Annotated in this window: 22 protein-coding genes and 1 pseudogene; 13 read left to right on the forward strand and 10 right to left on the reverse strand. The window is 35.3% G+C overall.

All coding sequences use genetic code 11. The annotated features are described in order from the left end of the window. Nucleotides 1–77: 77 nt before the first annotated feature. Complete coding sequence (locus tag CS063_RS12280; protein WP_308415501.1) at nt 78–731, forward strand: TetR/AcrR family transcriptional regulator; 654 nt, start codon at nt 78–80, stop codon at nt 729–731. 149 nt (nt 732–880) lie between these two features. On the opposite strand, the gene CS063_RS12285 is transcribed toward CS063_RS12280, so the two are convergent. Then, a complete protein-coding gene (locus CS063_RS12285; protein ID WP_099450001.1) occupies nt 881–1,087 on the reverse strand; it encodes a DUF1858 domain-containing protein in 207 nt (68 codons plus the stop codon). 180 nt (nt 1,088–1,267) lie between these two features. Here CS063_RS12285 and CS063_RS12290 point away from each other — a divergent pair, with 180 nt between their 5' ends. The 3 genes from CS063_RS12290 (at nt 1,268) to CS063_RS12300 (ending at nt 4,464) form a co-directional block, all read left to right on the forward strand. After that, nucleotides 1,268–1,882, forward strand: coding sequence for a hypothetical protein (locus CS063_RS12290; RefSeq protein ID WP_099450002.1), 615 nt, complete (start codon nt 1,268–1,270; stop codon nt 1,880–1,882). Between the two features lie 2 nt (nt 1,883–1,884). Then, the gene (locus CS063_RS12295; RefSeq protein ID WP_099450003.1) at nt 1,885–2,442 is read left to right on the forward strand and encodes a hemerythrin domain-containing protein; all 558 of its coding nucleotides are present in this window, start codon (nt 1,885–1,887) and stop codon (nt 2,440–2,442) included. Between the two features lie 138 nt (nt 2,443–2,580). After that, nucleotides 2,581–4,464: an FUSC family protein gene (locus CS063_RS12300; protein WP_099450004.1), complete on the forward strand. Its 1,884-nt coding sequence runs from the start codon at nt 2,581–2,583 to the stop codon at nt 4,462–4,464. Between the two features lie 106 nt (nt 4,465–4,570). Here CS063_RS12300 and CS063_RS12305 read toward each other — a convergent pair whose 3' ends face one another. From CS063_RS12305 to CS063_RS12325, 5 genes are read right to left on the reverse strand one after another with little or no spacing between them, the layout of a single operon-like run. Next, a complete protein-coding gene (locus CS063_RS12305; protein ID WP_099450005.1) occupies nt 4,571–5,857 on the reverse strand; it encodes a TRAP transporter large permease in 1,287 nt (428 codons plus the stop codon). Continuing rightward, nucleotides 5,854–6,351, reverse strand: coding sequence for a TRAP transporter small permease (locus tag CS063_RS12310; protein WP_099450006.1), 498 nt, complete (start codon nt 6,349–6,351; stop codon nt 5,854–5,856). Before CS063_RS12310 ends, CS063_RS12305 begins: the two co-directional genes overlap by 4 nt. Before the next feature lie 16 nt (nt 6,352–6,367). Beyond that, on the reverse strand, nt 6,368–7,459 hold the full coding sequence (locus tag CS063_RS12315) for a C4-dicarboxylate TRAP transporter substrate-binding protein (RefSeq protein WP_099450007.1): 1,092 nt from the start codon (nt 7,457–7,459) through the stop codon (nt 6,368–6,370). 50 nt (nt 7,460–7,509) lie between these two features. Further along, nucleotides 7,510–8,532, reverse strand: a complete 1,023-nt coding sequence (locus CS063_RS12320) for a zinc-binding alcohol dehydrogenase family protein (RefSeq protein WP_099450008.1) — start codon at nt 8,530–8,532, stop codon at nt 7,510–7,512. Next, nucleotides 8,532–9,617, reverse strand: a complete 1,086-nt coding sequence (locus CS063_RS12325) for a mandelate racemase/muconate lactonizing enzyme family protein (RefSeq protein ID WP_099450009.1) — start codon at nt 9,615–9,617, stop codon at nt 8,532–8,534. The genes CS063_RS12320 and CS063_RS12325 overlap by 1 nt, the downstream gene beginning before the upstream one ends. A gap of 359 nt (nt 9,618–9,976) precedes the next feature. Between CS063_RS12325 and CS063_RS12330 the strand changes: the two genes are divergently transcribed. Together CS063_RS12330 and CS063_RS12335 are read left to right on the forward strand one after the other, a co-directional pair. Continuing rightward, nucleotides 9,977–10,666, forward strand: coding sequence for a GntR family transcriptional regulator (locus tag CS063_RS12330; RefSeq protein ID WP_099450010.1), 690 nt, complete (start codon nt 9,977–9,979; stop codon nt 10,664–10,666). 140 nt (nt 10,667–10,806) lie between these two features. Beyond that, nucleotides 10,807–11,232, forward strand: coding sequence for an HIT family protein (locus tag CS063_RS12335; protein ID WP_099450011.1), 426 nt, complete (start codon nt 10,807–10,809; stop codon nt 11,230–11,232). On the opposite strand, the pseudogene CS063_RS12340 reads toward CS063_RS12335, so the two are convergent. Further along, nucleotides 11,229–12,643, reverse strand: a pseudogene (locus CS063_RS12340) (TrkH family potassium uptake protein). The gene CS063_RS12335 and the pseudogene CS063_RS12340 sit on opposite strands and share 4 nt — an antisense overlap. After that, entirely contained in the window at nt 12,627–14,030 is a 1,404-nt protein-coding gene (gene trkA / locus CS063_RS12345; protein ID WP_099450012.1) for a Trk system potassium transporter TrkA, read from the reverse strand. Before trkA ends, CS063_RS12340 begins: the two are co-directional and overlap by 17 nt. A 240-nt stretch (nt 14,031–14,270) precedes the next feature. Here trkA and CS063_RS12350 point away from each other — a divergent pair, with 240 nt between their 5' ends. After that, nucleotides 14,271–15,092: an undecaprenyl-diphosphate phosphatase gene (locus CS063_RS12350; protein ID WP_099450013.1), complete on the forward strand. Its 822-nt coding sequence runs from the start codon at nt 14,271–14,273 to the stop codon at nt 15,090–15,092. Here the strand turns inward: CS063_RS12350 and CS063_RS12355 are convergent. Continuing rightward, nucleotides 15,089–16,492, reverse strand: coding sequence for an aminotransferase-like domain-containing protein (locus tag CS063_RS12355; RefSeq protein WP_099450014.1), 1,404 nt, complete (start codon nt 16,490–16,492; stop codon nt 15,089–15,091). The two genes, CS063_RS12350 and CS063_RS12355, sit on opposite strands and share 4 nt — an antisense overlap. A 190-nt stretch (nt 16,493–16,682) precedes the next feature. On the opposite strand from CS063_RS12355, the gene CS063_RS12360 reads away from it, so the two are divergent. The 4 genes from CS063_RS12360 to CS063_RS12375 all read left to right on the forward strand — a co-directional run bounded on the left by CS063_RS12360 (nt 16,683) and on the right by CS063_RS12375 (nt 19,756). Further along, nucleotides 16,683–17,399 (forward strand): AzlC family ABC transporter permease, encoded by a 717-nt coding sequence (locus CS063_RS12360; RefSeq protein ID WP_099450015.1) that lies wholly within the window; start codon nt 16,683–16,685, stop codon nt 17,397–17,399. Then, nucleotides 17,390–17,725 carry a branched-chain amino acid transporter permease gene (locus CS063_RS12365; RefSeq protein ID WP_099450016.1) on the forward strand — a complete coding sequence of 112 codons (336 nt, stop codon included), beginning with the start codon at nt 17,390–17,392 and terminating at the stop codon, nt 17,723–17,725. Before CS063_RS12360 ends, CS063_RS12365 begins: the two co-directional genes overlap by 10 nt. A gap of 136 nt (nt 17,726–17,861) precedes the next feature. Then, nucleotides 17,862–18,944 carry a LacI family DNA-binding transcriptional regulator gene (locus CS063_RS12370; protein ID WP_180270782.1) on the forward strand — a complete coding sequence of 361 codons (1,083 nt, stop codon included), beginning with the start codon at nt 17,862–17,864 and terminating at the stop codon, nt 18,942–18,944. Nucleotides 18,945–18,979: 35 nt separating this feature from the next. Next, on the forward strand, nt 18,980–19,756 hold the full coding sequence (locus CS063_RS12375; RefSeq protein WP_099450018.1) for an alpha/beta hydrolase: 777 nt from the start codon (nt 18,980–18,982) through the stop codon (nt 19,754–19,756). A 91-nt stretch (nt 19,757–19,847) separates the two neighbouring features. Here CS063_RS12375 and CS063_RS12380 read toward each other — a convergent pair whose 3' ends face one another. Further along, a complete protein-coding gene (locus tag CS063_RS12380) occupies nt 19,848–20,381 on the reverse strand; it encodes a YcxB family protein (RefSeq protein WP_099450019.1) in 534 nt (177 codons plus the stop codon). 264 nt (nt 20,382–20,645) lie between these two features. Here CS063_RS12380 and CS063_RS12385 point away from each other — a divergent pair, with 264 nt between their 5' ends. Together CS063_RS12385 and CS063_RS12390 are read left to right on the forward strand one after the other, a co-directional pair. Then, a complete protein-coding gene (locus tag CS063_RS12385) occupies nt 20,646–21,728 on the forward strand; it encodes a LacI family DNA-binding transcriptional regulator (RefSeq protein WP_099450020.1) in 1,083 nt (360 codons plus the stop codon). Nucleotides 21,729–21,788: 60 nt separating this feature from the next. Further along, complete coding sequence (locus tag CS063_RS12390) at nt 21,789–22,862, forward strand: TRAP transporter substrate-binding protein (protein WP_099450021.1); 1,074 nt, start codon at nt 21,789–21,791, stop codon at nt 22,860–22,862. The last annotated feature ends 66 nt before the right edge of the window (nt 22,863–22,928 follow it).

Here is a 22,928-nt window from a genome sequence, read left to right on the forward strand (position 1 = left end):
ATTTTAGTAAACAGGGTTAGCTATTTATTTTATTATATTTTATTTTTCTGAAAAATACAATAATTAGGAGAACAATCATGAAAAAAAAGCTAGATAAAAGAAAGGTGCAAGGAGCTGAAACTAAAAAGAAATTATATGAAATTGCTGAAAGGATGTTTACAGAACACGATTTTGCTACTGTCAATGTGGAAGATATTACTGATGAAGCAGGTATTACCAAGGGAGCCTTTTATGTACATTTTGAGTCTAAGGATGCACTGATTGCCCTATTAATTAGGGATTATGTTGCTCGTGCTGATACGGATTACAAGGCATTCTTGGAAAAGCTACCTATTGATATGCCAGCATCTGAGGTGCTACTCACCTTAATTGAAAAAATTGCCAATGTGCTCATGGATACAATCGGCTATGAAAAAATGAAGAAGGTTTACCAGATGTTGCTGGATGGAGTCGTGGATACCGAAGCGGTCAAGGGCTATGGACGGGAGCTTTATACGTTATTTCATGGGATATTGGAGAGAGGAATTCAAAACAGAGAATTCAAAAACACCTTGCCAGTAGAAAGACTTGCCCAGCACTTTGTCATGGCAATCCGGGGAGTCAGTTATGAGTGGTGTGTCCGCTATCCTGATTTTGATTTAAAAGCCCAGGCGACGGAGCATTGCCTACTGCTCTTGCATGGGATATGCTCTCACGAAAATAACAGGCCTAACATTTCTAACCTATACTGAAAGTAAATTAAATATTTAGGGAGCATCTGCAGAGATATGTGGGTGCTCCCTATTGTAGTTATTTCCTAGCAATTATAATACTGGCTTTAGTCAAGTAATAAGTCCTTTGGGTGTTACGAACTGCCATACAGGATTTATAGACGTAGTTTTTAGTTGACTGTTTTTAAATAGTCATTAATTCTAGTAATGAGTTCGTCAACATTAATTCCGTGTACCATGCAGGCATCTTCAAGAGACTCCATTTGTGAAGAAGGACAACCTAGGCAGTGCATCCCTGCTTCCATAAGAATAGGGGCAATTCCTGCATCTAAATGTAAAATTTCTCCAATTATCATTTGTTTTGTTACTTGTTTCATATTTAAAATCCTCTCTATAAATAAATTTATGATTTATTGCTTATAAATTAGTATGAACGATAGGTGGGTAAATTATAGCATAGATTTTATTTTAAAATGTAGCTATAGCAACAAGTTAGAAAAAGAAAATAGGTTATAATAAATTTAATGGAAAACTAGCAGAATATAGGAGGTAATAAAATGAGTGCTTTTTTAGGACCTATTCATTATTGGTTATATCATAAAATTCAATTACAACAAGATTGGGTAGAGGAGATTATAACACTTGCTCAGTCTAAATATCATATTGATTTAAGAAAAGAATGTGATATACGCTATGGCGTATCTGAAAGGAGGGCCTTGGAAGAGGTAATCGATGAAAGCAACATTCATGGATGGCTTCAAAGTCAAGTAACTCAGGTAGAATATAAACTAGCTTATACAGTAACCAGTCTTATTGAGGCAAAAGCTGAAAGTCTTCAGGAGTTAGAAGCTCTTTTTAAAGCAAAAGGGCAAGCTACTCGAATGGCCTTACAAGATAATTTAGATGCGCAGCAATTATATGGTGTGATTTCAGACAGCTTATTAGATGGAATGCCTTGTGATCATGCGAGTTCTATTATTAGCCAAAATGAAAAAAAGGTAGTTTGGCAACGCAATAAATGTGTACATCAAAAGTATTGGGAGGCTGTTCAAGGGGATGTTGCACACTACTACTGTTTGAGGGATGCGTGGCTTAGCGGTTTTGTGGAATCGAAGGGAGATACTTGGGGAAAAATAGATGAAAAGACATATTGGATTCAAAAAGGAGAATAGTTATGAATAGTATAGATATTATGATGGAAGAGCATAAGTATATTTGTCGCATGTTAAAAGTAGTACGCAAGGTTTGCTGGAGGATTTTAAAAGGAGAAGAACCTTGCTTTGAAGACTTCTATAAAATAATTGATTTTATTAAAAATTATGCAGATGCACATCATCACGGCAAAGAAGAGAAATTTCTATTTCAAGCTATGACAGATCACTTAGGTGAATTGGGGAGTAAATTGGTTCGAAATGGTATGCTAGTGGAGCATGATTTAGGAAGGCTTTATATCAAAGAGCTTACAGAGGCGCTTGAGCGTGTTAAAAATGGAGATGAGGAAAGCAAACTAGATGTTCTTGCCAATGCCATAAGTTACACCCATCTTCTAGAGCGTCATATTGCTAAAGAAGATGAAGTAGTTTATACCTTTGGGATGCGTCAGCTACCTAATGAAATACTAGAACAAGTGCATCATCAATCCGCTCAGTTTGAGAAGGAAGCACAATTAAAAGAGATACAAAATAATTATATTGGGCTCCTTAAAGAGCTTGAAGGAAAATATTTAGATTAAAAGTAAGAAAGGTGTGGGATGTATTTACCCATACCTTTTTTGAGTTTTTTATATATAATCTACTTGAGAATAACATATTCTAATTATAAAATACTTTTTATGACAACATTGCTAAAACATAGGTAGAGAGGAAAGCATATGGATAAGAGAATTATTTTAAAAAACACTATTTTATTTATAGTGATGATTAGTTTTATTGTTATTTTTAAAAGTATTTTCGGAGAAGAAAATGTACTCATAGGCGTAACATCGCTGACTGCTATGTTAATGTTTTTAGGGCGTGACTTAAGCCTTTCTCCTCTAAAGTATACCTTGCGTTTTGTAGGGATTAATGTGACGATGGGTATAGGAGCCTTTCTAGCTAACCAAAATATGTGGTTAGCTATTCCTATTAATTTTACTATTATGTTCTTTTTAAGCTATAGTTTTGTTTACAACTTACAAAAGCCAATTTACTTACCCTTTTCTTTACAATACTTATTTATAGTATCAACACCTATTTCCATAGAACAATTACCTATGAGGCTTTTGGCTTTAGTTACAGGTGGTGTGCTTATTATGGTTTTGCAGGTCCTGCTTAATAAAAGAAAGATGACAAAGGCAGGAGGTAAACTTTTAGAAAACCTTTGCGAAATGTTAATTCAACAGATAGATTGTTTATTGGAAGATAAAAAAGCCGAGCTTTTAAAGCAACAAATAGCAGCTGACCTAAGTACTATTCGGCGTATGATTTATGAAAAAAGAGAGGAAGACTTTTATCTTACAGAGCAAGGGAGTGTACAATTAAATTTATCTTCTGCACTAGAACAACTTTATCTACTTTTGGGGAAAGAAGAGAGCAAAGCTTTACCTCAGGATTTTTTAAATGAAGTAAAGCACTGCCTAGAGGTAGCAAAAAGGGTAATTAAGAAAGAAATAGAGGTAGGAGAATACAAAAAATGTTTGGAGTATATGCTTGAAGTGTACCAGCATTTAGGCGCTGAAGCAGGAATGCCTCTGTATATGATTAAAACCCTTGGCTTCCTTGAAGAAAGCTTATTAGAACTGGTTAATTTAAAAAAGGAAAGGTACAATTTAGTAGGTAAGATAGCACATGTTTCGGAATATTATCAAGGAGTACGAACACGTCATAAGGGTTTAAAAGAGCATTCTTTAAAATTTTCTTATGCTATGCGTATGGGGGTAGCTATAAGTATAGGGGCTTTTATTATGGATGGGTTACAGCTTTCGGAAGGAAGGTGGATACTCTTTACTATTTTATCTGTTATGGTGCCAATCTATGATATGATGGGACCTAAGATAAAAGATCGGCTTTTTGCTACTTTAGTAGGAGCGATTAGTGTGGTTTTACTTTTTTCTGTTTTTACTCAACCGATTATAAGAACAGTCATCTTACTTTTATCTGGTTATATCAATAGTTATATTAAGAAATACCGTTACAGTACAATTTTAGTAACATTATCTGCAGTAGGGTCGGCTGCATTAAGTAGTAGGGGCGCTGAGGTGCTGAGTATCACTCGCATTTTTATGGTGGGAGTGGGTGTCATCATTGCTTGGGTGATTAGTCGTTTTCTTTTTACCTATAAATTAGAGGACGAAAGTAGGGACTTAGATTGTTTCTATCAATTAACATTAAAAGAAATGCTTATAGAAATTGAAAAAGTTATAGAAAAAAAAGGAGATGGTCAGCACTTTAAAAACCTTTTTATACGTACAACGCTTATTGAAGAAAGTTTAAAACAAAATAAGCAGCTTTTAAACCAAGGGCAACAGACTATTAAACCTAAGCGAATGCTCGTAAATAGTCTTTATGAACTATACAGATGGTTAGAGCATCATGAGATGACCGTGCAAGATAAAAAAATACTTCATAAGGATTTGCAGATGTTATTAGAAGGAGATAAAAGCAAGAAATATAACATCTTGGAACAAGTAAAAAAACAAATACCTCTTATGGAAAATATGAAAGATAAGCTTGTTTTAAGTAGTGTATTGCAGATTGCATATGATATAGAGCTATAAAAGGAGTAGAAAAGAGCTTTAAACAAAGTAAATGAAACAAGAAACGCTTTCTTATGAGTAGAAAGCGTTTCTTGTTTCATTAAGAATAAATAAGTAGGAGGTCTAACTAGTAAATTAAATTAACGACTCCTGTAGAAAAAATGGGGACAAAAGTTAGAAGTAATAGGCAGCCTACAAGTAAAAGATAAAAAGGTACAGCTTCCTTAATAAAGTCTTTTGTTTTGCAATTTGTTACTCCACAAGTAACAAACATTAAAGTACCCATAGGTGGGGAGAAAGCACCGATAGCATTAGCAAAGATAAAGGTCATAGCAAAATGAATTTCATTAATACCATAAGCGGAAGCTACAGGCGCTAATAGAGGTACAAGTACAATCATAGAAGCATTTCCTTCAATAAACATACCTACAATAAGTAAGAAGATATCTACAACGATTAAAAATACCCATTTGTTATTAATCGTACCAATCATCCATTGCGTTAAGGTTTGAGGAATTTCTTCTTTCGTTAAAATCCAAGAAAACAAAGAGGCTGCTGCTACAATAAGCATGATGGAAGAAGTAGTTGTAATAGTTTCACGTATGCCAGTAATAAAATCTTTTAATTTTAAATCACGATAGATAAAACCTAAAAGTAAGGCATAAATAATCGCTACAGCACCTGCTTCAGTGGCAGTAAAAATCCCTAAACGTACACCACCAATAATGATGATAGGTAGTAAAAGAGGTAAGAAAGCAGGTTTAAAAGCATCCATGAAAGAAGTAAAGTTTATCTTCTCGGTTCTAATAGGGAGATAGCCTCTCTTTTTAGAAATATGAGATACCATAAGCATCATAGAAAGGCAAAGTAATACACCAGGTCCGATGCCTGCAATAAATAGTTTACCAATGGATACATTAGCAATACAACCATATAAAATTAAGCCTATCCCAGGAGGGATTAAAGGGGTAATCATACTAGAGGCAGCAGTTACAACAGTAGAAAAAGATTTAGAAAAACCACTCTTCTCCATTTCAGGTACAAGCATCTTAGCCTCCATGGCAGCATCAGCTAGGGCAGAGCCGGATAAGCCACCCATTAATGTAGATAAAAGAATATTAACTTGTGCAAGACCACCGGTCATACGTCCAGTGAGGACGGAGCAAAAATCCATAATACGTTTAGTTACACCCGTATAGTTCATTAGTGTCCCAGCACATACAAAAAATGGTATAGCAAGAAGTGAGACACTTTCGGTTCCGCTAATAGCTTTTTGAGCAAACATAGCCGCATTAATACCAGGTGTAAGGATAAAATAGGTAACGGAAGCTCCTAATACAGAGATGAAGACAGGAACTTTCATAAAAAGTAATACTAATAGTACGAAAGCTGCTAAAATAACGGCATAATTCATTTCTGTTCCTCCTCTGTTTTAAAGTTATTTTTTATACCTTTATACCAAATGATACTATGATTAATTATCATAAATAGACAAGATATAGGAACAATACTGTATATTAAAGTATAAGGTATTTTTAAGATAGCAGTTCCTCTACCTGTTCGCATGAAAACTTGAAGATAAACAATACTTTTATTAAGGAAAAAAATTAATACAACGGAAACAGCAATTAAAATAAATATTTCTGCTAATTTTTGGGCCTTTTTAGGAAGGGTGTCCACTAGTATTTCTATAACTACATGACCACCATATCTAAAGGTGGCTCCAGCTGCACAAAATACAATCCATACCATGCATGCTAATTGAATTTCTTCTAGCCAAGTAAAGGGATTTCCAAATACATAACGCATAACAACACCTATAAAGGTTAGAGAAACTAAAAGTATAAGCATGAATGAAGAAATTGCGATTTCAATATTGCTTATAATGTTGCATATAAGTCTTTTCATAGTATACCCCCAGTTATTATTTACCCATAGCTTTTTGAACAGTGTCATATAACCCTTCAGACCAGCCAAACTTATCTCCTAATTCATAGAAACCTTTAGATTTTTCTTTCCAAGCAGCAAGATTTTCTTCTGTCATCTCTGTAACGGTTACACCGGCTGAGGTAAGTTGATCAAGATATACTTGCTCATTTTCTGTTTGTAACTGGTTATTGTACAGACCAGCTTCTTCGCCTGTAGTGACTAATAATTCTTGCTGTTCAGGTGTAAGTTGATTGAAAAACTCTGTACCAGTAACCCAAGTGGTAAAGTTCTTAATGTGTCCAGTTAATAAAATATTTTTAGCAACTTCATGGAAGCTTTGACCATAAAGAGTAGAGAATGGATTTTCTACACCTTCTACAACACCTGTTTGTAAAGCTTGATAAGTTTCACCTAAAGCTAATCCTGTAGCAACAGCTCCAAGTGAATTCCAACCTTCCATATAAATTTCAGTAGCAGCTACGCGGATTTTCATACCTGCAACATCTTCAGGAGTAACAACTTTTTTAGTAGTCATTAAATGGCGTGAACCATAAATCCAGTTAGAAGCTAATAATTTTAACCCTTTTTCCTCTAATTTTTTAGATTGGTCAGCATACCAATCACTTTCGATTAAAGTCCATACATCATCCCAAGATTCGAAGAAGAAAGGACCATACATAATCCCCATATCTTTTACACCATAATCTGCATAAAAAGCGCCATCAGCTATAGTGACAACAGGTTCTCCCATTACCATCATATCAATAAGTTCAGTTTTACTTCCTAAAGAACTATTGGGAAAAAGTTTAATCTCTAAGCTACCATCGCCTTTTTCAGCAACAAGCTCTTTCCATTTTGTAAGGGCTTGTCCAATGGGCTCATCCAGTGTATTTTCAAAACCGATTTGAACTATTACAGCCTCTTTATTAGCTGTAGGAGTGGTATTTCCAGCTTCTGCATTGTTGGAAGTTTGAGTAGGTGCTTCAGGAGTAGAAGTATTTGGATTTTGAGTAGTTCCCCCACATCCTACTAAAGTTGATAATGACATTGTTAATGCTAAAATTCCTAATAAAAAATTTTTTTTCATACCTAATCTCCTCACTTTTTTATAATTTTTAAGTTGCAATTGTTAATGGATTAAAGAGCAATGATACCTTTAAACATAGCCGAACTCTTGTCCATTAGGCGTTTAAATTCATCTTTTATGTTAGCATCTAGTGTAATAATGTCTGTAATAAATAAGTTAGGATTGAGAGTACCTTCATGGATACAATTTATAACATACTCAAAGTCATAGCGAGTAGCAGCACGACTACTATAAAGTTCAGTTTGCCTTTTGTGAAACTCTACATGATTAATTGTTAAAGGTGTACTACTAATGCCTACATAAACTACTTTCCCACCATAGCTGAGATATTCAAATATGCTACTCATAGATTTACCATTTCCAGTGGCATCAATAATTGTATCGGGCATATTACCCTTAGTAAGGGTTGCAAGGTCTTGCTTGAAGGTTTCATCTAAAGGATTTAAGACGTTGGAGTAGTCTAAAGTTTTTTTAGCAAAAGCTCTTCTTTCTTCACTAATATCAGCTAAAATCACATTTGCATTATAAGTTTTAGAAATTTCTGCAGCACCCATTCCTATAGGACCTATCCCCATTACTAATACATTCTCACCTGCTTGAACTTTTGCATTATGAACAGCGTGGGCACTGATAGCAAGAGGTTCTACGAGACTTAAGCTAGTAGAGTCTATTGTGTTAGGTACTTTTAATAAGTAACATTCTTTGATGGCACAATATTCAGCTAACCCACCATCTACATGAACTCCCATAACCTTGAGTTCTTCACAACAACCAGGCTTTCCCTTTTTACATGCTATACAGTTTCCACAATGTGAATAGGGAATGACAACCACCTTATCCCCTAATTGAAAGGAAGAAGAAGGGTTATTAATTTTTTCAACAGTACCACAAATTTCATGACCAATTACTCGAGGGTAGATAAAAAGGGCTTGTCTACCATGATAAGCATGGATATCAGAACCACAAATAGCTACAGCTGAAACCTTAATGAGTATTTCATCATCCTTTAGAGTGGGAATATCTTTTTCTTGAATTTCGATTTCATAAGGTGCTTTAAAACAAACAGCTTTCATTACTTGACCTCCTCAAGGAATTCTTCTTTAAAGTTAAAGCCCCATCCAGCCCCCTCTCTTGGGTAAGCAAACCCATTCTCAATACGCATGGCGTTGTCAATAATGCCATCAATCCAATCAAAAGATTCAGCACCATAAGCCATAGGTACAGTACAAAGTAATGGCACATCGTAATCTTTATAGTAGTGAGGTAAAACAGGTAAATGATAAGCACTAGCTAAAGCAGCAGACTTTCGCCATTCTTCTACACCCCCTAGTCTTACAATATCTGGTTGCCATAAATCCAGAGCATTTTTAGAAATAAGGGCTTTAAGAGCTTCACAATCATATTCCCGTTCACCCATTGCTAAAGAAATACCACATTTATTACGCAATAATTCATAGCCTGCAAAATCTGTATGAGTAATAGGTTCTTCAAACCAATGAATACCAATTTTAACAGCTTGCTCCGCTAATTTTAAAGCAGTAGGAACATCCATACCTTGATTAGCATCCATCATAATCTTTACAGAATCCCCGAGAGCTTCCCTGCATTTACTTAGACGTTGTAAGTCTTTTTCTATGCTTCCAGAACCTACTTTAATCTTAACTGCAGTAAAACCACGGCGTTTATAATCTAAAACCTCTTCTAATAATTCCTCATCCGTATAAGAAATCCATCCTCCGCTTCCATAAACAGGAATTTTCTTAGAACTACTACCAAGCATTTTCCAAATAGGCGTATTAAGAGATTTACCCCAAGCATCCCACATGGCAATATTAATAGCAGCAATAGCACAGGTATTAATACCTGTGTTACCAAAATATTCAGCCTCCATATCCCAATCTTGCTTAACTTTTACCGTTTCAAAAACCTCATAATTTCTTTCATTAATAAATTGGCAAGCATCTTTTAATGCACCTTCAATAGCATTAGGAGAGTAGTGGAAAGATAATAAGTAACCTTGCCCTATTACGCCATTTTCTAATTGCATTTGTACAATATAAAAGGCAATTTTGCTAATGGAATGAGTAGAATCTGCTATTGGTTTACTAATTTTAGATGTTGCACGATAAAAATTAACATTTTTAATTTTGTAATTCATAGTTAACTCCTTTCAGATTATATAAAGTTGTATTAAGCTTTTTCTAATTGGTTACCGGCCTAATCCATATAGAAAACAAAATATCAAACAGATATATCTATTTTTGATAAAAAAATACCGTATTCATAGGTTTTTTATAAAAACAAATAATTAAATGATTAAACAGATATATCTGTTAAATGGATTATAGCATTAGGGTTAATAAATATCAATATATTTTAAAAAATATTAAAAATTTGAAAGTGTATATAAAGCTTATGTATTGATTTCTAAGTAAGATTATAGTATTCTGAGTAATGTATAGTAAAATAATTCCAAATATATCTGATATTTAATTATAAAATAAAAGGAGCATTCAATTGAGTAAAGAGGGGTTAAAAAAAGAAAATCTTGCAAGAACGCAGATGGCATATGAACACCTTAAAAGAAAAATTCAAATATGTGATTATATGCCAGGACAAAAGCTTTATGAAAAACAGCTCAATGAAGAGTTAGGATATGGGAGAACGCCTATTAGGGAGGCTATTCTGGCTTTAAAAAGTGAGAAGTTATTAGAAATTTATCCACGAAGTGGGATGCGCGTAACGCCTATTACACTGGAAGATGTTAATGAAATCTATCAAGTAAGAAAGATTATGGAACCTGCTATTGTACAAGAATTTAAATCAATGTATTCTAAAACAGCTCTTTTAGAGTTTGAAGCAAGATTTAGAGAAGAGGCAAAGAATGATAGTAGTAGCTTTGAAAGTGATATCCAATTTTACAACTTAGATATTGAATTTCATATGTTTTTAGTGCAAATAACAAATAATAAAATTTTAACTAATATCTATGATAAGTTAATGGAGCAACAATACCGTCTAGCGATTTATGGGGCTAAAATCAAATATACAAAAAGAAGTAGTAATTTCTCTCAGCATCAGGATATTATTAAGGCCTTACTTAATGAGGATAGTGAACAAATTAGAAAGTGCTTAATTACCCATATTAATCATTCTCTAGTCTCTTCTCTAAACATTATAAGACTTATTCAGCTGGAAAATGAGTGAAAATAGGTGAGAAATTTATCCTAAAAAGTTAAAATATTTTTTAAGAAACCTAAAAATATTTTAGAATAGCGTATTTTGTAAAAAGAAAGAGAATGCTATAATAGAAGAGTAACTATTACACAATGATAAGGAGAATAAAAATGAGTTTTGATAACACATGTTTTTACTGCGCTAAAGATGAGAGATTAGATAACCTAATGCTTGAAATTTGTGAGTTAGACGCTTCAACTGTTTACTTATTTAAAGAACAAACTTATAGAGGTCGTTGCTTGCTTGCTTACAAAGGTCATGTGAATGAACTTTTTGAATTAAGTGATGAGCAAAGAAATGCCTTTATGAAAGATGTAGCACGTGTGGCAAAAGCAATGAAGGAAGCTTTCGGTGCCCATAAAATTAATTATGGAGCTTATTCCGACAAGCTTCCTCACTTACATTTTCATTTAATTCCTAAATATGAAGATGGACCAGGCTTCGGTGGAACATTTGAAATGATGCCTGATCCAAAAGTACTTTTATCAGATGCAGAATATGCTACACTTATTGAAAAAGTAAAAGCACATCTTTAATTCTTTTTCCAAAGGTCTGGTGTTAAGAGTAGAAGAATAGGGTAAATTTCTAGGCGTCCTATAATCATTAAGATAGAGAAGACGACTTTACTGAAATCACTAAAGGTAGAGAAATTACCCGTAGGTCCTACAAGACCGAGACCAGGTCCAATGTTATTAAGTGTAGTAACTACCGAAGTAAGGGTAGTAGTAAAGTCAAATCCATTTAAGGAAATGAGCAATAATCCTATTGTAAAAATAATCATATAGACGAAGAAATAGGTAAGGACATCCAATACCGTTTTTTCGTCTATTTTTTGCCATCCATGCGTACAGAATAATAACCATTAGGATGAACAATTTGTTTTAAAGAGTACTTCATACTTTTTAAACAAATAATAGCACGAGATACTTTAAGACCACCTGCTGTAGAGCCGGCACATCCACCGATAAACATTAAAAGAAGTAGAAGCATTCTACTAAACATAGACCATTTATCAAAGTCTGTTGTAGCATAGCCAGTGGTTGTCATAACGGAAGCTACTTGGAAAGAAGAGAATCTAAGAGCTTCTGTAAAGGAACCATAAGTATTGCGTGCCAATAGGTCAAGTGTGATAAGCAAGATAGCTCCAAATAAAATAAAAAGATAAACTCTTAGCTCGTTATTTTTAAAGAAAGTTTTAATATTCCCTTTAAGAATCAGATAATAAAGAGAGAAGTTAACACCACACAGTATCATAAAGATGGTGATAATCCAGTCAATAAGTGCACTGTTATAATGGCCTACACTAGCATTCATATTAGAGAAACCACCTGTACCTACTGTTCCTAGTGTATGAATGAAAGCATCAAACAGATTCATACCAGCAAGATAAAGGAGAAGAACCTCTAAGAGAGTAATACCTAGATAAATACTATATAAGATTTTAGCTGTTTGCCCCAGTTTAGGCACAATACGACCAACGATAGGACCAGGGCTTTCAGCTTTCATAACTTGCATAGAACCTGTACCAAGAGAAGGTAAAATAGCCATAGTAAGAACTAAGATACCCATACCGCCTACCCAGTGAGTAAAGCTTCGCCAAAAGAGAATACCGTGAGGCAATCCTTCAACAGCACTTAAAATAGAGGAACCTGTAGTTGTAAGACCAGAGCTTGATTCAAAGAAACTATCGATAAAAGATGGAAAAGCTCCACTTATGTAAAAGGGAAAGGCTCCAAAAAAAGACATAAGAAGCCAACCCAAAGCTACAATAGCAAACCCGTCTCTTGCATAAATATTTTTAGAAGTTGGTTTAATTAAGGAGAGTATACTTCCTACTGCTAGAACGATACCAATTGTTATGAGAAAAGCAGGTAAGTCTCCATCCCCATATATGAAGGCCACTAGAGTAGGAGGAAGTAAGGCAATAGACTCACATATTAATAACATTCCCAAGCTTCTTAATACTATTTTTAAGTTCACCGGTAAATCCTCCTGATGTAATATCAATAATATCTTTTAAGTTAGATATATTTTTATTAGTAATAACAAGAACTCTATCTCCTGGATTGATAGTTGTTTGACCATTTGGTACAACAATCTCATCTTTTTTTACAATAGTAGCAATGAGTACATCTGGGATAAGACGGAGTTTATAAAGAGGTGTATGAATAAGAGGATCGTTAGCTGATGCAATAAATTCGATGATCTCACCTTCACCACCTACAATGCGGTGGAGGGCTTCTACAGACTCGCCGCGTACATATCTAAGAATACGATTCGTGATAATGTCATGAGGAGTAATGATGGTATCTAGTCCTAAACTTCCTACAACAGCGTTACCATAATTACGGCTGATTTTGGTAATAACACGAGGCACATGATTTTGTTTAGCAATTAAAGAAGAGATAATATTTTCTTCATCACGTCCTGTAAGAGCAATGAAGCTATCTACAGCTTCAAGATGTTCTTCAGCGAGAAGCTCACTATCTGTTCCATCTCCATTAATAATAAGTGTATTAGGTAATTCTTCAGAAAGCTTCTCACAAACGGCACTATCATTTTCTATGATTTTTACTTTAATGTGCATTTCATTAAGAAGACGTGCTAGGTAATAGGTGATTTTACCCCCACCCACAATCATGATGTTTTTAGTCTTTGAAGGTTTATCATGGATGCGTTTGCAAAATGTATAGATAGCAGCAGATTTCCCAATAGCGTAAATGGTATCCTGTACTTCTAGCACGGTATCCCCTGTTGGAATAATAAGCTTATCTTCTCGGATAATAGCACCAATTAAAACGGAAACACCAAACTTATCACCAAAGTGCTTCATTTTAGTGCCAATTAAAGAAGAGCCCTCTTTAAGGAGGACCTCTACCATACGCACACGGCCTTTAGCGAAATTTTCAAGGCGGATTGCACCAGGAACAGTTAGGACTCTGGCAATTTCATCAGCAGCAGCTTCTTCGGGATTAATAACCATATCTAGACCTAGGTCTTCTTTAATAAGAAGGAGCTCTTTAGCGTATTGTGGGTCACGGATACGTGCAATAGTACGATGTGCACCTAATTTTTTTGCAGTTAAACAACAGAGCATATTGACTTCGTCGCTTCCAGTTACAGCGATGATGAGGTCAATGCTCTGACAACCGTTCTCAAGTAAGGTACTTGTACTTATGCCTGTTCCTTTAATAGGAAGTACATCTAAGTTGTTTTCAACTTTTTCTAAGGCTTTGGGATTCTTGTCGATAATTGTAATGTCATTTCCTTGGGCGGAGAGGTGAGTGGCTAATGCATAGCCAACTTTGCCGGCGCCAATAATAATGATTTTCATAATGACTCCTCATAAATATAAAAATAATTTAGTATAAGCGTATTATACAACATATTATATAATACAGCTAGTAGATTAATAAGAAAAGAATAAAAAGAATGGTAAGTCGTAATTTAGTTTGCTAAAGGTTGCTTTTGACGTAAAGCACTTTTATAATAAAAGAAGTGGATTTATAAAAAGATAATTCAAAATATTATTTAGAAGTTCAATAACAGACCTTATTAAGGAGGATAAAACGATATGGAATGGATTGAAATAATGAAGGCCGTCATTTTAGGTATAGTGGAAGGCATAACAGAATGGCTACCTATCAGTAGTACAGGACATATGATTTTGGTAGATGAATTTTTAAAGCTTAATATGAGCCCAGCATTTAAAGAAATGTTTTTTGTAGTTATTCAGTTAGGGGCTATTTTAGCGGTTGTTTTACTTTTCTGGAATAAGCTCTTTCCTTTTTCATTAAAAAGAGGAATTAAGATAAGACCAGATATTATGTCTATATGGATGAAAATTCTAGTAGCGTCTGTACCAGCTGGTATAATAGGTGTATTTTTTAATGACAAGATTGATGAACTTTTTTACAATCCTTGGACAGTAGCCATTACTCTTATTATTTACGGTGTTTTGTTTATTATCGTGGAAAATAAAAACAAAGGGCAAGCTCCAAGGGTACGGACACTGTCATCCCTTGATTTTAGAACAGTGTTTATTATTGGTATTTTTCAAATGCTAGCACTCATTCCAGGAACCTCTCGTTCAGGTGCAACTATTGTAGGAGCCATGATGATTGGGACTTCGCGTACAGTAGCTGCTGAATTTACCTTTTTCTTAGCCATTCCAGTTATGTTTGGTGCAAGCTTTTTGAAGCTTTTAAAATTTGGGTTAGCTTTTACTTCTATAGAAGTAGCTGTTTTATTGATAGGTTCAGTAGTTGCTTTTATAGTTTCTGTTTTAGCGATTAAATTTTTAATGGGTTACATCAAAAAACATGACTTTAAGGTATTTGGCTGGTATCGTATTATACTAGGAGTTACAGTGGCAGTTTATTTTTTACTCATTTAAAACAAAGTTAAATCTATATCTTGCTCTAGGATAGATTTGAGAATTATAAGTGCTTTATAAAGGTCTTCTTTTGTTTTAGGAGTTGCAATGGAAAGTCTTACAGCAGCAGGCAAAGGTGCATTGCCTACGGCGAAACGTTCGCCGCAATACACCTGAACGCCTGCCTTTTTTGCGCACATTTCAAAGGCTTTACCACTCCAACCTTCTGGAAGAAGTAAAAAGCGAAAGTTGCAATCAAGTGCACCAAGTAGTGGGTAGCCTCTAAAAATAGAGTTAGCTAGTTCATTACGTTCTAAAATATCACTTTGGCGCTCTTTGAGGATTTGTTCAGCCATAGATGAATAAATGAGCTCTGTTGCTATCTGTGCAGTAAAAGGAGAAATCATCATGTTCACGTTATAAAGACCCAGTTCTAGAGTTCTAATATGCCTTAAAGGGCAAGCGATAAAGCTAATACGAAGAGCGGGACAAAGAGACTTAGAAGTGCTAGAAATATAGAAGGTTTGTTCGGGGGCAAAGCTAGCGATAGGTGGTAAAAGCTCATGGACGAATGCACTATTAATGGCATCTTCAATGAGGAGTAAGTCTTCTTCTTTAGCAAACTTGGCAATAGCTTCTCGCGTAGCCAAAGACATAGTATGGGTAGTAGGGTTATGAAAGTCAGGTATTAAGTAGAGGGCTTTCAGTCCTTCTTTCTTGCAGAAGCCCCTAAGAAGGCTAGGAGATATTTCATCATTTGCTTGAGGAACAGGAACAAGTTGAATGCCAAGCATTTTTGCTAAGGTTTTAAAGCCTGCATAAATAAGAGGGTCTGTACCAATGCGATCCCCAGGTTCAAAAAAAGATGTTAGTATGGCACAAAGGGCATTTTGACCACCAGAAGCAAGAAGGATATGATTAGTATCAGTGGAAAGTTTTAAATTTTTAAGCCACTTAAGACCAGCCATGCGTTGTTTTTGAGTACCACAAGTAGAGGTGTACTCAAGATGAGAAGAAGCATCCTTTGAAGTGAGAAAATCTTGAAGAGTGCTTAGGACATAGGCGTTTTGTGTATAGGTAGGGTGGATAGCTCCTAAATCAATAAGATGATTGACGGGGGTTGGGTGAAGTAAGCGACTACTTACACCTACATCTGATGCGATAAAGGTACCTTTTCCTACAGTTGCGCTAATTAGCCCCCTTTGCTCACAAAGTTTGAAGGCCTTAGTGACAGTACTTAGATTAATATCTAGAAAATCAGCCAGTTCTCTTTGTGGTGGCAGCATATCGCCAGGCTTTAGGTTGCCCTTTTGAATATCTTCTTCTAAAAGCTGAGCAAGAGCTTTATAAAGTGGTAATTTAGTGTGAGATAAACAAGGTTTCCAAGTCATAGGATAATTTTCAAAAGAATTAATAGGCATACAAATCTCTCCCCAATTGTATAATTGTCTTGCATACAATTATACAGTTGAAGCCATACAATGACAATGCTATAATTTGAAAAAGCAAATTATTTAAATAAGTACAATTACTTGAATTAGAACAAATAATTAAAATATAAGAATTTAAAATAATATTATATTGAGAAGAGAAATAAAGGAGGAGAAAGGAATGAATGAGAAAGTAAAAGCATTAAAGGCTGCTTTTCCGTGTACCTTACCTGTGCTTACAGGGTTTGGTTTTTTAGGAATAGCTTATGGAATACTGATGCAGAGTAAAGGGTATGGAGCAATTTGGTCGCTCTTAATGAGTCTTATTGCCTTTGGGGGTAGCATGCAATTTGTAGCCGTTACCTTATTAGCTACAGGGTTTGACCCTTTACAAGCCTTTTATCTTTCTTTAATTGTCAATGCAAGGCATCTTTTTTATGGGATATCCATGCTTGAAAAGTATAGAGGGTTAGATAAGCTTAAATTCTTTTTGATATATACTTTATGTGATGAGACTTTTTCAATCGTTTGTAATCAAAAAGTACCCGAAGGAGTAGAACCAAAGTGGTTTTATTTCTTTGTTTCTTTACTAGATTATAGTTACTGGGCGATAGCAAGCTTTTTAGGGGGATGCTTAGGACAACTGATAGATATAAAAACGAAAGGATTAGATTTTGCCCTAACAGCTTTATTTGTTGTGATTTTTGTAGAGGGCTGGAAAGATAAGAAAAATAGGATACCAGCTGTAATCGGTGTAGTTACTTCTATTCTTTGTTTGGTTTGCTTTGGTGAAGGTAATTTTATTATTCCAGCTATGGTGCTTATACTGGTACAGTTAACTTTACTTAGAAAGTCATTAACCAAAGTGTATAGAGGGGAGGAGATAATATGCTCTTAAATTCAACGCAGACTTTGATTATGATTGGCGCTGTAGCTTTAGGTATGATTATAAATCGTTTTTTACCCTTTTTACTTTTTCCTGAGAACAAGAAAGTACCTAATTATGTATCTTATTTAGGGAAAGTTCTACCTTATGCTGTTATGGGACTCCTTGTTGTTTTTTGTCTGAAAAGTATTTCCTTTATAAAGGCACCTTTTGGGGTTCCAGAGTTTTTGTGTGTAGCCTTTACAGCCTTTTTGCATTACTGGAAAGGCAATACACTACTTAGTATAAGTACGGGTACAGTTCTTTATATGATTTTAATTCAATTTATTTTTGTGTAGTACAAAAGTGCTTTTCGAAATTGACACATAAAGTCATTAAAGCGTATACTCGTTTTATAAAGGACATTCTGCTAGTATATAAGGTAGTGTAATGTTTTTGAATGAGTTAAAAATAACCCAGAGGGTAGGATGGGCAATGAGAGAAAAGGATAAGACGCTTGGTAAAAAGCGCATTACAATTAAAGATATTGCAGAACAGGTAGGGGTATCCTATGGTACTGTGCACCGTGCCTTATATGGCAAAAAAGGAGTGGGTGAAGAGCTGCGAAACAAAATACTGCGTACAGCTGCAGAAAGTGGTTATATCCCTAATGAAGCAGCGGCAGCTCTTAAACGTAAAATGCAGCGTATTTTAGTAGCTATCCCTGGCCCACATGCGCAAAATCGCTTTTTTTATTCCCATGTTTGGCAAGGATTTCGTGACTATGCGAATGAATTTGGTAATTATAATTTTGATATTATAGAGATTCCTTATTACAATGTCAGTGGTAATCGGGTAGAAGAAGAGTTGGCATCTGCTTATAGACACTATGAAGGAGATATTGATGGGATTATTGTGGCAGGACCTTTAAGTGAAGCCGCACATGCCGCACTTCGTACGTTTGCAAAGAAGGATATTGCTATAGTCATGATAACGGATAAAAGTTCAGATGCACTTGCAAGTGTACTTGCTAATTATGAAGTGACGGGCAGGCTAGCAGCAGAGCTTCTAACAGGACAACTTTCGCAGGGAGATAAAGTTCTTGTTTTAGCAGGAGATATGCAAGTTCCTAATCATAGCTTGGTAACGCAAGGTTTTGCCGACTATTTAGAGGAGCATAAAACAGGAATAGAATGTGTTTATATTTATGCTTATGGAGATAAACACATTGCACAAATTGAAACACGTATTATAGAGCTTTTAAAAGAAGACAGTAGTATTCGTGCTGCCTTTAGTGTAAATGCACGCTGTAGCGTTATTCTCAGTGAAGTTATTCGTAGGCAAGGCTATGCAGGTAAACTAAAAGTAGTGGGAAGTGACGTATTTGAAGAAAATGTACAAAGTATGAAAGATGGAGTCATGCAAAACATTATATGTAAGCATCCTTATGAGCAGGCTTATCAAGCAACAAAAATAATGTTTGAGTATCTGATACGTGGAGTCGTACCAGTACAAAGAACACATTATGTAGAAAGCAATGTTATTTTTAATAGCAATCTGTCGATGTATCTTAAATAAATCTTATAGAGGGATTTTTAGGAAGGAAAAAGAATATGCAAAAGATAAATTGTCCTTTTGGAACAGCTACCTTGAGTGTCTATCCTTGCAAGGGTGGAGCTGCAGTAGTCATTTGCCCTGGAGGAGGATATCGTTTTACTTCACCTAGGGAAGCGGAACCTATAGCTAAAGCGTGGAATAGAGCTGGCTTTGCGGCATTTGTGCTTGATTATGACTGCTCAACAGGTGAAAGGCTAGATACTCTCCCTTTAAGGCAGCTGGCGTGGGCAGTAAAAACAATTCGAGAAAGAGCAGAGGAGTTTGAGTGTACTCAACAAGTAGCAGTGTGTGGATTTTCAGCGGGTGGTCACTTGGCGGCTAGTTTGGGGGTGTTTTGGGCAGATGATGAAAGATTTGACGAAACAACGACAGCTAATCAGAGAAGACCAGATGCCATGGTGCTTTCCTATCCTGTTATAAGTGCAGGTGAATTTGCGCACTTAGGAAGTTTTTTGAATTTAGCAGGAGAAGAAAAAAGTGAGCAAGCAAAATGGTCTCTTGAAAATTTTGTAACAGAAAAAGTGCCTCCAGTTTTTGTGTGGCATACTATGGATGATGAAGCCGTACCAGTTGAAAATACTTTGTTACTTAGTAAGGCTCTTAGAAAATATCAGGTTTCACATGAAGTGCATTTATTCCCACATGGTGTACATGGTTTATCCTTAGCGACTGAAGAGGTGAATGAAGAGGCATGTGGGCGTATGGCAGATCCTCATGTGGCACATTGGTTTGAACTAGCGACGGAATGGTTAAAGAGTGTTTTAAATAAATAGATTTTAATGCAATGATAAGAAGGAGGCTACTATACAAATGACTGAATAGTCATTTGTATAGTAGCCTCCTTTCTAGTTTTTAAAATTAAAGTTAATCCTTCTTGCTACATTTATCAAAAAGACGAACAGACGGAAGGTTTTTTTGGGCCAATGCCAATAATTCTTCTGGTGTACCTTGTGTAAAGTCCTTATAAGGTAAGATAAAGGCACGCGCTTTTGTAAGGTAAATATAGATAGAATCATCCATAACAAATAAACGATAAATTTGATTCCAACGGTAGTGTGCTTTTTCTGTTTGGCTTGTAATATATAGCCCTTTAGTATTAACTATTAGACTGTAAACTTTTTTAGGGGTATCAAGACCATGGAGAGTTATCTGACGTTCCATAGCGACCTTATAGAAAATCAAATAACTGCTAGGTAATAGGATACCTAAACTAATAAGAAGCCAAAAGAAAAGTGAACTTCCAGTAACCGCATTAATGACGGCTAAACCAAACATTACCACAGGAAATAAAGCAAGCGTTATAAAACGATTATTAAGCTTAAAGGAATTAAAATGGCTAAAGGCGCGAAAGGTAGCCACATCCATATGTGTATCGATCTGAATAGGTATTTTCTCCATAAGTCTATTCCTCCTAAGGAAAGCGTTTTCTCTATTATAAGATGTTTGATTCAGAGTTACAATAAAACAGTTTGTTAATATAAAAAATTAGTTATATTTAAACAATTAATAAAATGTATTTTAGTAAAAAATAATAAAATAAATTTAAAAAATCAAAAAACATTGACATATATTGCGAATAAAGCGTATACTCGAGTGAGAGAAAACGTTTTATCTATTTAAAACTTTTCGATTACTATATAGAACCGGAGGAACAGACCGGCTATGAAAGAAAAAGATAAAATGCATGATAAAAAGCGTATCACCATTAAGGACATAGCAGAACAGGTCGGAGTTTCCTATGGTACGGTACATAGAGCTTTATATGGTAAAAAAGGTGTAGGAGATCAGCTAAGAAAGCAAATACTTCGTATAGCTACAGAAAATGGGTATACTCCCAATGAAGCGGCAGCGGCTCTTAAGCGTAAGACGCAAAGGATTTTAGTAGCTATACCTGGTCCGCAAGCACAGAATCGTTTTTTCTACTCCCATGTTTGGCAAGGGTTTCGTGATTATGTTAATGAACTAGGAAATTATAATTTTGATATTGTAGAAATCCCCTACTATAATGTGGCAGGTAATCGAGTAGAAGAAGAACTACTCTCTCTTTATAAGCATTTCAGTGGAGATATAGACGGCATTATTGTAGCAGGTCATCTAAGTGAATCAGCTCACGCAGTCCTGTATCAATTTACTGAAAAGAATATTCCATTAGTGATGATAACCGATCAGAGTTCCAATGCACTGGCAAGCGTCCTTGCAAATTATGAGATGACGGGTAGGTTAGCAGCAGAGCTCTTAAGTGCACAACTTTTATCAGGAGATAAAATTATTATTTTAGCTGGAGATGCACAGGTTTCTAACCATGCCTTAGTAGCACAAGGCTTTGCGGAATATTTAGAAGAACATAAAACAGGGATAGAATGTATTTATGTATATGGCTATGGGGATCAAAGAATCCCACAAATTGAGGGGCGTATTAGGGAACTTTTAGAAGGTGATAGGAATATTCGCGCAGCTTTTAGTGTAAATGCACGCTGCAGCGTTATCCTTAGTGAAGTCATTCGCAGGCAAGGTTATGCTGGCAAGTTAAAGGTAGTAGGAAGTGATGTATTTGAAGAAAATGTACAAAGTATGCGAGAGGGAATTATGCAAAACATTATATGTAAACATCCCTATGAGCAGGCTTATCAAGCAACAAAAATAATGTTTGAGTATCTGATACGTGGAGTCGTACCGGTACAAAGAACACATTATGTAGAGAGTAATGTGATATTTAATAGTAATCTCTCTATGTACCTTAAATAGAATTTGTAGAGTACTTACTCTAGCAAAGATAAATCAATAATAATTAGGGAGGAACACAGCATGAAAAAATCAATGGCATGTATTCTTGTTGGTATTTTAGCATTAACTTCTTTAGTAGGATGTGGCGGTAAAAAAGAAAGTGCACCCACGCCAGAAGCTAACAAAGCAGAGGCAACTACGCCAGAGGCTTCTAAAGAACCAGCTGCATCTGAGAAAACTTATGTTTTCAAATATGCAGAGTTAAATCCAGATGACCACATTATGGATCAGTGTGGTGATAAATTTGCTGAATTAGTAAAAGAAAAATCAGATGGACGTATCGTTATTGAGGTTTTTCCAGCTGGACAGCTAGGAGATGAAAAAACCATGTATCAAACCTTGCAAATGGGAGGAGGAACGATTGATATATGCCGTGGTAATACAAACTCTTTAGCAGATTTTGGAGTTAAAAAGCTTAACTTATTTGGTCTTCCATTTGTTTTCCGTGATAGAGCTCATCTTTGGAATGTTTTAAATAGTGAAATTGGTGAGGAGTTCCTAAAGGAGCCACAAGAAGCAGGTACAGGTATGGTAGGGTTATTTTATTTAGATGAAGGTTCTCGTAACTTCTATACGATACCAAACAAACCTATTAATGATATTTCAGACTTCAAAGGCTTGAAGCTTCGTGTGCCTACAACAGAACTTATGACAGAAACAGTAACAGCTATGGGGATCCAAAGCACACCTATTTCCTTTGGTGAGTTATATAGTGCGATTCAAGCAGGTACTGTTGATGGTGCAGAGCAACCTCACTCTGGTTACTACTCAAATAAATTCTTTGAAGTAGCACCTAACTATATACTTACAGGGCATACATACAGCCCATCTATTGTTTTAATGAGTGAAGGGAAATGGGATACACTTGAGGATGCAGACAAAGCAATTATTATAGAAGCTGCTAAAGAAACAGAAGAATGGAACCGTTCAAACATTGAGGAGCTAGATAATAAATTACTTGAAGATATCAAAGCTGCTGGTGCCAATGTTATTGAAGTGCCAGATAAAACACCATATATTGAAGCAACAAAAGGTGTTGTTGCAAAATACATTGTTGGGCTTGAAGATTACTACAACGCGATTCTTGCAAAATAATTTTAATAGATTTACATAGCAAGACAGACAAAATAAAGAGAGCTGGCCTTTTGCTAGTTCTCTTTA

The sequence above is a fragment of the Sporanaerobium hydrogeniformans genome (assembly GCF_002735925.1).
Classification (GTDB): Bacteria; Bacillota; Clostridia; order Lachnospirales; family Cellulosilyticaceae; genus Sporanaerobium; species Sporanaerobium hydrogeniformans.

Bases quoted from the DNA above. Each gene is read 5' to 3' on its own strand.
- CS063_RS12350 (WP_099450013.1), top strand. From the start codon at position 14,271: ATGGAATGGATTGAAATAATGAAGGCCGTCATTTTAGGTATAGTGGAA.
- CS063_RS12295 (WP_099450003.1), top strand. From the start codon at position 1,885: ATGAATAGTATAGATATTATGATGGAAGAGCATAAGTATATTTGTCGC.
- CS063_RS12355 (WP_099450014.1), bottom strand. From the start codon at position 16,492: ATGCCTATTAATTCTTTTGAAAATTATCCTATGACTTGGAAACCTTGT.
- CS063_RS12375 (WP_099450018.1), top strand. From the start codon at position 18,980: ATGCAAAAGATAAATTGTCCTTTTGGAACAGCTACCTTGAGTGTCTAT.
- CS063_RS12335 (WP_099450011.1), top strand. From the start codon at position 10,807: ATGAGTTTTGATAACACATGTTTTTACTGCGCTAAAGATGAGAGATTA.
- CS063_RS12320 (WP_099450008.1), bottom strand. From the start codon at position 8,532: ATGAAAGCTGTTTGTTTTAAAGCACCTTATGAAATCGAAATTCAAGAA.
- CS063_RS12290 (WP_099450002.1), top strand. From the start codon at position 1,268: ATGAGTGCTTTTTTAGGACCTATTCATTATTGGTTATATCATAAAATT.
- CS063_RS12390 (WP_099450021.1), top strand. From the start codon at position 21,789: ATGAAAAAATCAATGGCATGTATTCTTGTTGGTATTTTAGCATTAACT.
- CS063_RS12300 (WP_099450004.1), top strand. From the start codon at position 2,581: ATGGATAAGAGAATTATTTTAAAAAACACTATTTTATTTATAGTGATG.
- CS063_RS12280 (WP_308415501.1), top strand. From the start codon at position 78: ATGAAAAAAAAGCTAGATAAAAGAAAGGTGCAAGGAGCTGAAACTAAA.
- CS063_RS12305 (WP_099450005.1), bottom strand. From the start codon at position 5,857: ATGAATTATGCCGTTATTTTAGCAGCTTTCGTACTATTAGTATTACTT.
- CS063_RS12370 (WP_180270782.1), top strand. From the start codon at position 17,862: ATGAGAGAAAAGGATAAGACGCTTGGTAAAAAGCGCATTACAATTAAA.
- CS063_RS12310 (WP_099450006.1), bottom strand. From the start codon at position 6,351: ATGAAAAGACTTATATGCAACATTATAAGCAATATTGAAATCGCAATT.
- trkA (WP_099450012.1), bottom strand. From the start codon at position 14,030: ATGAAAATCATTATTATTGGCGCCGGCAAAGTTGGCTATGCATTAGCC.
- CS063_RS12285 (WP_099450001.1), bottom strand. From the start codon at position 1,087: ATGAAACAAGTAACAAAACAAATGATAATTGGAGAAATTTTACATTTA.
- CS063_RS12385 (WP_099450020.1), top strand. From the start codon at position 20,646: ATGAAAGAAAAAGATAAAATGCATGATAAAAAGCGTATCACCATTAAG.
- CS063_RS12380 (WP_099450019.1), bottom strand. From the start codon at position 20,381: ATGGAGAAAATACCTATTCAGATCGATACACATATGGATGTGGCTACC.
- CS063_RS12325 (WP_099450009.1), bottom strand. From the start codon at position 9,617: ATGAATTACAAAATTAAAAATGTTAATTTTTATCGTGCAACATCTAAA.
- CS063_RS12360 (WP_099450015.1), top strand. From the start codon at position 16,683: ATGAATGAGAAAGTAAAAGCATTAAAGGCTGCTTTTCCGTGTACCTTA.
- CS063_RS12315 (WP_099450007.1), bottom strand. From the start codon at position 7,459: ATGAAAAAAAATTTTTTATTAGGAATTTTAGCATTAACAATGTCATTA.
- CS063_RS12365 (WP_099450016.1), top strand. From the start codon at position 17,390: ATGCTCTTAAATTCAACGCAGACTTTGATTATGATTGGCGCTGTAGCT.